Origin of the sequence: Staphylococcus roterodami, assembly GCA_022493055.1 — a bacterium.
Classification (GTDB): Bacteria; Bacillota; Bacilli; order Staphylococcales; family Staphylococcaceae; genus Staphylococcus; species Staphylococcus singaporensis.
In genome coordinates, this window is sequence record CP092781.1 from 855,182 (window position 1) to 867,352 (window position 12,171).

9 protein-coding genes and 1 pseudogene are annotated in these 12,171 nt (G+C 30.5%); 9 read left to right on the plus strand and 1 reads right to left on the minus strand.

Features of this window, described 5'->3' with window-relative positions; genetic code table 11:
- Positions 1-369 precede the first annotated feature (369 nt).
- The gene (locus tag ML436_04155; protein UMT78933.1) at positions 370-1,104 is read right to left on the minus strand and encodes a DUF5067 domain-containing protein; all 735 of its coding nucleotides are present in this window, start codon (positions 1,102-1,104) and stop codon (positions 370-372) included.
- Between the two features lie 526 nt (positions 1,105-1,630).
- Between ML436_04155 and ML436_04160 the strand changes: the two genes are divergently transcribed.
- From ML436_04160 to ML436_04200, 9 genes and pseudogenes are all read left to right on the plus strand, one after another.
- Entirely contained in the window at positions 1,631-2,065 is a 435-nt protein-coding gene (locus ML436_04160) for a winged helix DNA-binding protein (GenBank protein ID UMT78934.1), read from the plus strand.
- Positions 2,066-2,890 carry an N-acyl homoserine lactonase family protein gene (locus tag ML436_04165; GenBank protein UMT78935.1) on the plus strand — a complete coding sequence of 275 codons (825 nt, stop codon included), beginning with the start codon at positions 2,066-2,068 and terminating at the stop codon, positions 2,888-2,890.
- A gap of 239 nt (positions 2,891-3,129) precedes the next feature.
- Entirely contained in the window at positions 3,130-3,654 is a 525-nt protein-coding gene (locus ML436_04170; GenBank protein ID UMT78936.1) for an N-acetyltransferase, read from the plus strand.
- 277 nt (positions 3,655-3,931) lie between these two features.
- Positions 3,932-6,730 (plus strand): annotated as a pseudogene (gene clfA / locus ML436_04175) (MSCRAMM family adhesin clumping factor ClfA).
- 220 nt (positions 6,731-6,950) lie between these two features.
- On the plus strand, positions 6,951-8,471 hold the full coding sequence (gene vwb / locus ML436_04180) for a von Willebrand factor binding protein Vwb (protein UMT78937.1): 1,521 nt from the start codon (positions 6,951-6,953) through the stop codon (positions 8,469-8,471).
- 355 nt (positions 8,472-8,826) lie between these two features.
- The gene (locus ML436_04185; GenBank protein ID UMT78938.1) at positions 8,827-9,744 is read left to right on the plus strand and encodes a hypothetical protein; all 918 of its coding nucleotides are present in this window, start codon (positions 8,827-8,829) and stop codon (positions 9,742-9,744) included.
- Between the two features lie 332 nt (positions 9,745-10,076).
- Positions 10,077-10,586 (plus strand): hypothetical protein, encoded by a 510-nt coding sequence (locus ML436_04190; GenBank protein UMT78939.1) that lies wholly within the window; start codon positions 10,077-10,079, stop codon positions 10,584-10,586.
- Between the two features lie 341 nt (positions 10,587-10,927).
- Positions 10,928-11,596, plus strand: a complete 669-nt coding sequence (locus ML436_04195) for a thermonuclease family protein (protein ID UMT78940.1) — start codon at positions 10,928-10,930, stop codon at positions 11,594-11,596.
- Positions 11,597-11,959: 363 nt separating this feature from the next.
- Complete coding sequence (locus ML436_04200; protein ID UMT78941.1) at positions 11,960-12,160, plus strand: cold-shock protein; 201 nt, start codon at positions 11,960-11,962, stop codon at positions 12,158-12,160.
- Positions 12,161-12,171 lie beyond the last annotated feature (11 nt).

The following is a 12,171-nucleotide window of genomic DNA, read 5'->3' on the forward strand; positions in this document are numbered from 1 at the left end:
TAAACACCACGCTATCGATTAATATGATTTTTATTTGTATAAGTTTAATTATATATTTAATATTAAAGCGAAGAAAATACAATTGGTAAAATTGTGGTAGAAAATGAAAATATGATTCACGTAATGGGATATCTAAGTGGAGAATAGGTACCAGATAATGAAATGTAAACAGTTTAATTTACATCTCCCTAAACAACAAAAAAGAGTAGGCAAGCTACTCTTTTTTATATGTTTAGCTATTAAATTGTAGTTTCATAATTAATTTGTAGTCGACATATTTTCATTATAGAATCATGTTATCTAAGCTATAAATACGTCAGTTTATCCAAAAATTAAATCGCTGAATGTAAGACAATCAACCAATCAAATTTATACTTCATTTAAATCACTGTGGTCATCATCTTTTTGCTTTTCTTTTTCTTTCTCTTTCTCTCGTACTTGTTCTTTTTTGTACTCTTCTTCATATTCTTTTTCTTTCTTTTCTACTTCTTCTCTTGTTTCCGCTCTATGAGAAAAATCTTCGGTTTTAAGTTTACTAAATTTGAATGATTTAGAATCAACTGTTTTATCTTCTGAGTATTTATGGACATTTAAATTAATATTTCCATCACCTCTTAACTCATAGATAAACATGGCTTGTGCAGTTTTGCCTTTTTTAATTTGATCTTGGTTATGTTCTGTCCAATCTTTATATTTTTTATCACTTAAAAGATAACCATCTCTTAATTTATTTACTGTATTTTTATCATCTTGAGTGATATTAATATAGTCATGAGAAATAGAAGATGGATTTAAATCTTTATCGTCTTTTTTAGCAGTAATTTCCATTTTAAAAGCGATATATTTCTTTTTCTCATCTTTTTCATTGATGATAAACGGTTCTTTTATTTTAGCTTCAAATTTGTCACTAACAATAGTATCGCCTTTAATTTTTATATCCATATTTTTTTTGCTTTTAAATTCTTTAAGTTCTTCATTTAATTCTTCATTGTCATTTTCTTTCTTTTTGTGACTAGTGCTCTCTTTTTTTGCACTATCATGATGATGTCCACAAGCACCTAAGATAAGTGTACTTGCTAATAATATCCCCATTACCTTTTTCATTTAACATGTCTCCTTTATTTCGCAAAGATTTATTTTAAAAACTCTAAATGAATTGTCATTTTGAGTAATTAAACAAAATTGGTATGTGTGAGTTTCTAAGATGATATTAAATAATTAATGTAATAATGATTCTATGTATTGTTGCAATAAATTAATACAACTATAATTACTAATATTATATATCTTTTGTTGATAAAAATATATTACTATTTATAAAAAATAGTGAATTATCGAAAAGTTTAAATGTAGATGTTTGATTTATTGGAAATTTGTACTTATTAAAATAAATTAATTCAACTTATTGTGCTGGATTTAACATTTGATAAATAATATGAGTAATAATATGAACAATCTTTGATTTTTAAGAATGTAAGAAACGTTGGTAATTAATTTGGTACAAAAAAAGATTCATCACAAAAGCACTATTGCTATTAATTTTCACCTTTAAAACTCTTTCATTGCATTTTAGTACACCTAGGTGTACTATTTGAATAAGTTAGTACAATTATTTTCAAGGGAGGTATTTATGGACAATGAAAGATTTGAGCAATTTAATGAACTGCATTTAGGGTTTATTGAATTAAGTAAAGTTATTAATGAAGTGATAGAAGAACAGAATATTGAAATTTCTAGGGAACAGATGGGTGTATTTAAATTACTCTTTGAAAATAAGCAGATGACTATGAAAGAAATTGCTGAAAGACAAGGTGTTTTTAAAACGGCTATTTCTAAGCGAATTAAGAAGATGGAAGAAAAAGGATTTGTAAAAAAAATAAGTTCAAAAGATAAAAGGGAAAAAGTAGTGGTGTTAACAGAATTTGGAATTTCATTTTATAAAAACAGGCAACTACTGCTTTATAAAGGTTTAGAGGAAAAACTCAAATTATCTAAATCAGATACTAAGGTTTTAATTACACATATAAATGAGATTAAAAAACTTTTAGTAAAGGATGATAAGTAAATGAATGACAAAATAAAAGTACACGTATTACACACAGGTAAAGTAATTGTTGATGAAGCATTACCATTTGGTTATGAAAGTAATCCTCCATTAGCTTGGACGGAGATGTTTAGATCGAAAAAGCATCAAGTTAAATTACCAGTTTCTGCATATTTGATTGAACATCCTAAAGGATTAATATTAATTGATACAGGATGGCATACAGATAATCGAAAACACCAGCTGAAAAATTTATTATTCCAATATCCAGTTAATAAAGCTGAACTACCTGAAGGCCAAGCTATACATGAACAATTAATTAAACTAGGTTATAAACCGAGTGATATAGATTATGTTGTAATGAGTCATATGCATTGCGACCATGCTGATGGTTTGAGATTAGTAAAACAGGCTAAGAAAATTATACTTAGTGAGGAAGAACATGCGGCTATTTTAAATGATAAATTACATTACTTGCCTCATGAATGGAAAGGTGTAAACCTTGAAACATTTAAATTTAGTGATAGTGACTTAGGTCCTAAAAAGAAATCATTTGATTTATTTGGTGATGGTACGATTACAATGGTTTGGGTACCAGGTCACAGTAAAGGGCTTGTTTCAACAATTATTAAAAATGAAAACAGTGACAAATATCTTTTACTTACTTCAGATGTAGGATATGCAGCTAAATCATGGGAAGAAAACATTTTACCTGGGGTTTTAGTTGATAAAAAAGAAGCACAACAGTCGCTCAACTGGATTAAAATGATGGCAAATGATCCTAATTGTATAGAAGCTATCGCAAATCATGATGTAAATGTAAAGCCACATGTTGTTGAATTATAACAAATAAAGCATTACTGAAAATGATATGTAGTAATTTTTGAATGAGCTGACAAAGCAGTGTACATAGTTAGTATGATTACTATGATGGAGAGAATAAGCATTCGATTATTTTAAAGTATAATATATTATATTTTAACTTTCAAAATCAAAATGATTTTTGAAACAAAGTAATTAGTACTGTATTTTAACGCAAATGATGGGATCCTTTAAATAAAGTAGAAAAAGTAGGAGAAATATAAATGAAGATAAGAAAAATTAACAAACAGGACTTTGCTCAGGTAGATCAATTAATTAGAATAGCATTTGAAAATACTGAACATGGATATGGCAACGAATCAGAGTTAGTCGACAAAATACGACAAAGCCATGAATATGATTCGAATTTAGAATTGGTTGCAACTATAGATGATAAAGTAGTTGGACATGCTCTATTAAGTGATGTGTATCTTGATACAGAAGACAATCGAGAAATAGGTTTAGTACTAGCACCAGTTGCTGTCGATATTAATCATCAAAATAATGGAATTGGAACACAATTAATTGCATCCTTAGAAGAATTAGCTTTAATGAAAGGTTATAAATTTATAAGCGTGCTAGGATGGCCATCATATTACGCAAATCTCGGATATAAACGTGCAAGTAAATATAAAATATATCCACCATTTGAAGGTGTTCCAGATGAAGCATTTTTAATTAAAGAACTGAAGAAAAATGAATTAGAAGACAAGAATGGTATCATACATTATTCATCAGCGTTTGAATAATGTAAGGTTCAATTGATAAAAAGGAACAATGCAACATTGTAAATTACGTACAATACAATGATGTGTTGTTGTTTTTATTTTTAAGAAGAAAATGTATTCATAAATATTCAATCAGTCATTTTTAGCGTAAGGAATAAAAAAATTAATTGCAATTAAAGTAATAATCAAAATAATTGCTATCGTACAATAAAGGTGTATAATTGCAACAATATAGATTAAATATATCTTAAATGGGTATACACTTAATATAAAATGAAATGTTAAAAGAGGGAATATAATGGATATGAAGAAAAAAGAAAAACACGCAATTCGGAAAAATTCACTTGGCGTGGCTTCAGTTCTTTTAGGAACACTAATAGGCTTTGGACTACTTAGTAGTAAAGAAGCGGATGCAAGTGAAAATAGTGTAACGCAATCAGACAGTACGAGTAGCGAAGACAAAAGTAAAGATTCGAGCAATGTAAATGCAGCACCTCAAACGAACAACGCAAATACAACGACTACAAATACAAATAATGGCGAATCAGAGGTAGCGCAAAGCACAGCACAACAAGAAGCAACCCAATAAGCAAATACGACAACTGCTAAAGAAGTGACATCGACAACAGCTGAACATACAACTACAACAGTAAATGAAACGACAGCTTCAAACGATGCACAATCGACTGCAGCAAATCAAAATAATACACAAGAAACAACACAATCTAACGATGCAACTGTAAAACAGTCAACAAATACAGAAGAATCAGTGAATCAAACTAGTAATACAACGACTTCTAATGATACAAAAAATGTATCATCTGTAAATTCACCTCAAAATTCTACAAGCACAGAAAATGTTTCATCAACGCAAGATACTTCAACTGAAACAACACCTTCAAACAATGAATCAACTATCCAGAATAAAGATGCGAGTGACAAAGATGTGGTTAGACAAGCAGTTAATACTAGTGCTAGTACGCCAAGAATGAGAGCGTTTAGTTTAGCAGCAGTGGCAGCAGATGCAGCAAGTGGTAGCGATATCTCTAATCAATTAACAAATGTAACCGTTGCTATCAATTCAGGAAGTACTGTTTATCCTCATCAAGCAGGTTATGTTAATTTAAATTATGCATTTTCAGTGCCAAATACTGCTGTTCAAGGTGATACATTTAAAATAACAGTACCTAAAGAGTTGAACTTAAATGGTGTAACATCTACTGCAAAAGTACCTTCAATTATGGCGGGAGATCAAGTTTTAGCAAATGGTGTTATTGATAGTGATGGTAATGTTGTTTATACATTTACAGATTACGTTAATAATAAAGATGATGTTAAAGCATCCTTAACAATGCCTGCATATATAGATCCAGAAAATGTTACGCATACAGGTAATGTAACATTGACTACAGGTATAGGTAATAATACTGCTAGTAAGACAGTATTAGTTGACTATGAAAAATATGGACAATTTTATAATTTATCAATTAAAGGTACGATTGATCAAATTGACAAAACAAATAATACGTATCGTCAAACAATTTATGTTAATCCAAGCGGAGATAATGTAATTGCTCCAGTGTTAACAGGTAATTTAAAACCAAATACAAATAGTAATGCTTTGATTGATAAAAATAATACCGATATAAAGGTATATAAAGTAGATAATGCTAAAGATTTATCTGAAAGTTACTATGTAAACCCTAATGATTTTGAAGATGTAACAAGTAGTGTAAATATTACGTTTCCTAACCCAAATCAGTACAAAGTAGAGTTTAATACGCCTGATGATCAAATTACAACGCCTTATATCGTAGTTGTGAATGGACATATTGATCCTAATAGTACTGGAGATTTGGCATTACGTTCGACTTTATATGGTTATAATTCAAATTTTGTATGGCGATCAATGTCTTGGGATAATGAAGTTGCATTTAACAATGGCTCAGGTTCAGGAGACGGAATTGATAAACCAGTTGTTCCTGAGCAACCAGACGTTCCTGGTGAGGTAGAACCAATTCCGGAAGATTCAGATTCAGATACAACAAGTGATTCAGGATCAGATAGTGGTTCAGGCTCGGATAGCACATCGGATTCAACGAGCGATTCAGCATCAGATAGCGGTTCAGATTCAGCAAGCGATTCAGATTCAGCGAGCGATTCAGATTCAGCGAGCGATTCAGATTCGGCGAGTGATTCAGATTCAGCGAGCGATTCAGATTCAGCAAGCGATTCAGATTCAGGCAGCGATTCAGACTCAGACAGCGACTCAGATTCAGACAGCGATTCCGATTCAGATAGCGATTCAGACTCAGACAGTGATTCAGATTCAGATAGCGACTCAGACTCAGACAGTGATTCAGACTCAGACAGCGATTCCGATTCAGATAGCGATTCAGATTCAGATAGTGATTCGGACTCAGACAGCGACTCAGATTCAGATAGCGACTCAGACTCAGATAGCGACTCAGATTCAGATAGCGACTCAGACTCAGACAGTGATTCCGATTCAGACAGTGATTCAGACTCAGATAGTGACTCGGATTCAGATAGCGACTCAGACTCAGACAGTGATTCAGATTCAGATAGCGATTCGGACTCAGACAGTGACTCAGATTCAGACAGCGATTCCGATTCAAATAGCGATTCAGATTCAGACAGTGACTCAGATTCAGATAGTGACTCTGACTCAGACAGTGACTCAGATTCAGATAGCGATTCCGACTCAGATAGTAACTCTGACTCAGAAAGTGGATCAGATTCAGATAGCGATTCTGATTCAGGAAGTGACTCCGACTCAGATAGTGGATCAGACTCAGAAAGTGGATCTGACTCAGATAGTGACTCGGATTCAGATAGCGATTCCGATTCAGATAGTGACTCTGACTCAGGTTCAATCAGTAATGTAGTACCACCGAACACATCTCAAGATAGTGTTAATTCTTCTGATAAAAAAGAAAATAAAAATAGTAAAGAGCCATTACCAGAAACTGGTTCAGATGATTCACCGAATACGTCATTAATTTGGGGATTCCTTGCATCATTAGGATCATTACTACTTTTCAGAAGAAAAAAAGAAAATAAAGATAAGAAATAAATAATGATTATATTAAATAAATATAAAGATTAATAAAGAAGCTACCTTAACAGGTGGCTTTTTTACTTGGATTTTGCAAAAATGTTGCTTGAATATAATTAATAATTAATTCATCTATAGTTAATTATTTTAAAAAGGTAGATGTTATATAATTTGGCTTGGCGAAAAAATAGGGTAAAAGGTAGGTTGTTAATTAGGGAAAATTAAGGAGAAAATACAGTTGAAGAAAAAATTGCTAGTTTTAACATTGGGAGCATTATGTGTATCACAAATTTGGGAAAGCAATCACGCGAGTGCAGTGGTTTCTGGGGAGAAGAATCCATATGAATCTGAGTCATTGAAGTTAACTGGGAAAAGAAGTAATAGCGTTACACCAGAAATGTATAAAGAAAATTTGGAGAAACTAATTGCATCATTATCATTTGCAGATTATGAAAAATACTATGAACCAGAGTACAAAGAAGCCGTTAAAACTTATCAACAGAAGTTTATGGCAGAAGATGCAGCATTAAAAAAGTTCTTTAGAGAAGAGAAGCATATTAAAGAAAATACAAATACTAATGAAATGTTAGGACTTACTGAAGAAAGATATCAACATATATACGATAAATTAAAATCTAATAATGAATGGTTTATGAAAGAGATAAAAAATATTCAAGAACGTTATCAGGATTTAAAAGATTTTGATGAAAAACAACAACATGATGCAGATGTAAAAATCAATGAGTTGGAAAATAAAGTTTTGATGTTGGGATATACTTTTGGAAATGTTGGAGGAGTAAGAACGAATTTATATAGCAAATTAGATTTAATTTTAGGATATGAAGATTACGAAAGAAAATATAAACAGCCTACTAATTCAAGAATGCTAAATGAAAAAATGGAAGATTTAGAAACTATTATTGATGAGTTTTTTGAGGAAATTGGAAAGCAACGACCGATAAATATTCCTACATTAGCATCTGAAAAAGAAAAAGAAACAAATACAAAAAATGCAAATAAGTTAAGAGCTGACACTGAAGCTGCTAAAAATGATGAATCAAAAAGAAGTAGTAGAAGTAAAAGAAGTTTAGATACTCAAAATTATAAATCTGTTTCACAAGAAGTAACTGCAGAGCAAAAAGCTGAATATGAAAAAAGAGCTGAAGAAAGAAAAGCAAGATTTCTAGATAGACAAAAAAGTAAAAAAGAACCGGTTGTATCATTAGAATACGATTTTGAACACAAGCAACGTGTTAACAACGCAAATAACAAACAACTTGTTGTTTCGGCGCCAACAAAGAAACCAACACCACCACCTACATATACTGAAACGACAACACAGGTTCCGATGCCTACTGTAGAGCGTCAAACTCAAGAACAAATTGTTTATAAAGCACCGAAGCAATTGGCTGGATTAAATGGTGAAAGTCATAATTTCTCTACAACGCATCAAACACCAACAACTTCAAATCATACTCACAATAATGTTGTAGAATTTGAAGAAACGTCGGCTTTACCTGGTAGAAAAACAGGTTCTTTAGTTGGTTTGAGTCAAATCGATTCATCTCATTTAACTGAACGTGAAAAACGTGTGATTAAGCGTGAACATGTTAGGGAAGCTCAGAAATTAGTAGAAAACTATAAAGATACACATAGTTATAAAGACCGTTTGAATGCCCAACAAAAAGTAAATACATTAAGTGAAGGGCATCAAAAACGATTTAATAAACAAATAAATAAAGTTTATAACGGCAAATAATAAATACTTAGTCGCAAGTAGTAAATAATTTGCTGAAAAGTAACATATTTTAAACTAGCAATAATATATCAAAGATACATCATGTGAAATTTAAATGAATATCTTATATATAGTCCACATTCCAAGAAGGGTGTGGGCTATTACTTTTTTCACTTTATATTACGAGAAAATTATTATGCTTAACTATAAAAATCAATAATTAATTTTAAGTGGTAAATTAATAAAAATGTTAAGACAACGTTTACGTCAAGTTAATTATTATACATAAAATTCTGATATATAATTCTGTTAGTGAATTAAACAGGGAAATTAAATTGGTTAAAAATATTGAGTCTATATAAAGGAGAAATGACAGATGAAAAAGAAATTATTAGTTTTAACTATGGGCACGCTATTTGCCACACAAATTATAAATTCAAATCACGCTAAAGCTTCAACAGAAAGTGTAAACAAAAACTTTGTAGCTACAGAAGGTGAATTGAAAAAAAATGCAGATCCATCTGTAGCTAGTAAAATTGTAGATAAAAACTTTGCAGTACCAGAATCAAAATTAGGAAACATTGTACCTTCATATAAAGAAAAAGATAATCGTGTCAATGTAACAGGAAATAGAAATGCATCACTGAAAGTTACAAAGCCAAATGATACTAAAGGCCCAGAGGTAAATAGATTTATTACACAAAACAAAGTAAACCAACACTTTATCACTACGCAATCACACTACAAAAAAGTTATTACTTCTTATACAACAACGCATGTACATAAACAAATACATCATACAACAACTTCTATCAATAAGCATTTTACTGTTAAACCACCACAAGTGCCTAGATACAAACACCCATCACAATCTTTAATTATAAATCATCATTTTGCAGTACCTGGTTACCATGCTCATAAATTTGTAACACCTGGACATGCTAGTATTAAAATTCATCATTTTTGTGTTTTACCACAAATAAATAGTTTTAAAGTTATTCCATCATATGGTCAAAGTTCACACCGCATGCATATACCAAGTTTCCAAAATAGTACAACTTCAGTTCATCAAAATTCTAAATTAAATAAAACATATAACTATAAATACTTTTATGCTTATAAAGTATTTAAAGGTGTAAAGAAAGATTTTTCATTTTCAAAATCTCATGAGCATAAAAATGTTCAGCCAGCGTTAAACATCAAAAACGTAAATTATCAATATGCTGTTCCAAGCACTAGTCCTACACACAGCGTTCCCGAATTTAATGGGATATTACCAGCACCACGAGTATAATAATTGACACTTAGTTTACGAGATATGATCAATACCTATTATTTAAAATATAGTCTGCAATCAATGAGGTTGTAGGCTGTATTTTTTACCGATTTGTAGACAACTATCAACGAATAAAATCAATATTACACTTTAAAAATTGCAAATTTAAACTAACCTTAAATAAAATTCCTTTTAATTAAGATAAAATTAAGACTCAAGATAATTGTTAATAGTTTGTTTATCACAAGTTAATTATTTTTTCTAAAATATTGGTATATAATTTTTGATGGCGAAGAAAACAGGGTAAATAAGTCGGTTATAAAATTAGAAAAATTAGGGAGCAAAAACAAATGAAAAGGAAATTATTTATAGTATCAATGGGTGTAATATTTGCGACACAGTTAATGAATTCAAGTAATGCCAAAGCGATGATAACTGAAAGTGTAGAAACAAATTTTGTAGTTAAAGATCAAGATATTAACAAAATATTACAAACGCAAACTGAAATAACAACTGAACAGCAAATTATAGTAAAAGAGTATACACAAAAAAATAAACTAAAATCACTATCAAGCGATAACATTATTGAATATGATTTACATACTAATCAAGCTGGAGGTAAATCAGGAATGTTGTATGGCTACAGTGAAAATGACTCATCGCATTTTACTGATCGTGATAAACGTGCAATTAGACGTGATCATGTTAAAGAGGCACAAAATTTAGTAGAAAACTATAAAGATACCCAAACTGCGCAAGACAGAGTTAAAGCTAAGCAAAAAGTGAATACATTAAGCAAACCGCATCAAAAATATTTCAATAAACAAATTGATAAAGTTTATAATGGTTTGCAACGCTAAATCAAATTAAATTTAAAAGTTACATAACTCGTAGTTATTCGACATCATATAAATAATGACAATTCCATTGATAGATTATCAATTTTAATATAGATTTAGAGGCATTATAAATTTACATTGTCTCGCTAACTAAGTCTGCAACGCTTATAGTTGCAGGCTTTTTAAATTTTCGAAAGATAAAAAACATTAATTTATGAGACTAAAATATACAAAAAATATATAAATAACTACATGTATATTCGTTAATTTATTAAATATTTATTAATTAATTGTAAATTTGTAGATAAATATTTAATTAACGTTTAATATGAAAATTAACTAAAAAGAAAGAGGTGTTAGTTATGACAGAATACTTTTTAAGTGCTGGCATATTTACGGCAATAGTTTCATTAGTACTTATAGTGATGGCTATAAGTAAATTTTCTCAAAGGCAAACCGCGAAAAGATTTTTATTTTTCTCTACTAGTTGCTTAGTGTTAACATTAGTTGTAATTTCTAATTTTAATCAAACTGCTGGAGCTTCCCAATTAACTGATGAAGATGGAAATAGCAATGCAACTGAATATAGCAAGTCAGCAACGACTAAATTACATAAAGAGCCTGCGACATTAATCAAAGCGATTGATGGTGATACTGTGAAGTTAATGTACAAAGGACAACCAATGACATTTAGATTGTTATTAATTGATACGCCCGAAACGAAACATCCTAAAAAAGGCGTTGAAAAATATGGACCTGAAGCAAGTGCGTTTACGAAAAAAATGGTAGAGAATGCTAAGAAAATTGAAGTTGAATTTGACAAGGGACAAAAGACAGATAAATATGGACGTGGATTAGCTTATATTTATGCAGATGGTAAAATGGTTAACCAAGCATTAGTGCGTCAAGGATTAGCAAAAGTTGCATATGTATATAAACCTAATAATACACATGAACAACTACTAAGAAAAAGTGAAGCACAAGCGAAAAAAGAACATTTAAATATTTGGAGTGAAGGTGACGCAGAATAAAGTTACTGACACTTAGCATAAAGTGCCACTGCTGCTAGTGGCACTTTTAATATATACTCATAAGTTCACTAAGTATTATTAAATTTGAAATGAAAAAATAAATTGTATCAAATCAAAGTGTATTTAATATCAGAATATAAAAGTTTTGAATTTAGTATTAAAATGGAATATTACTATATATTACAATATGTATTTTCATAGAAAATAAATTAATGCTTTACTTCTATATTTAGAAGTGTATAATGGTAGGTAAGTAATAAAGAGCGTGAAGAAAATTGTGAGTTATTTTTGCAGAATATTCTCCTTTTCATTTATGAATTTGTTACAAATATTTAGTGCAAAAGCACGACGGAGGTATTCGATATGAATAACGGTACAGTTAAATGGTTTAATGCAGAAAAAGGTTTTGGTTTCATCGAAAGAGAAGATGGTAGTGACGTATTCGTACACTTCTCAGCAATCGCTGAAGATGGATACAAATCATTAGAAGAAGGCCAAAAAGTTGAATTCGACATCGTTGAAGGCGACCGTGGAGAGCAAGCTGCTAACGTAGTTAAAATGTAATTTTAGTTAAT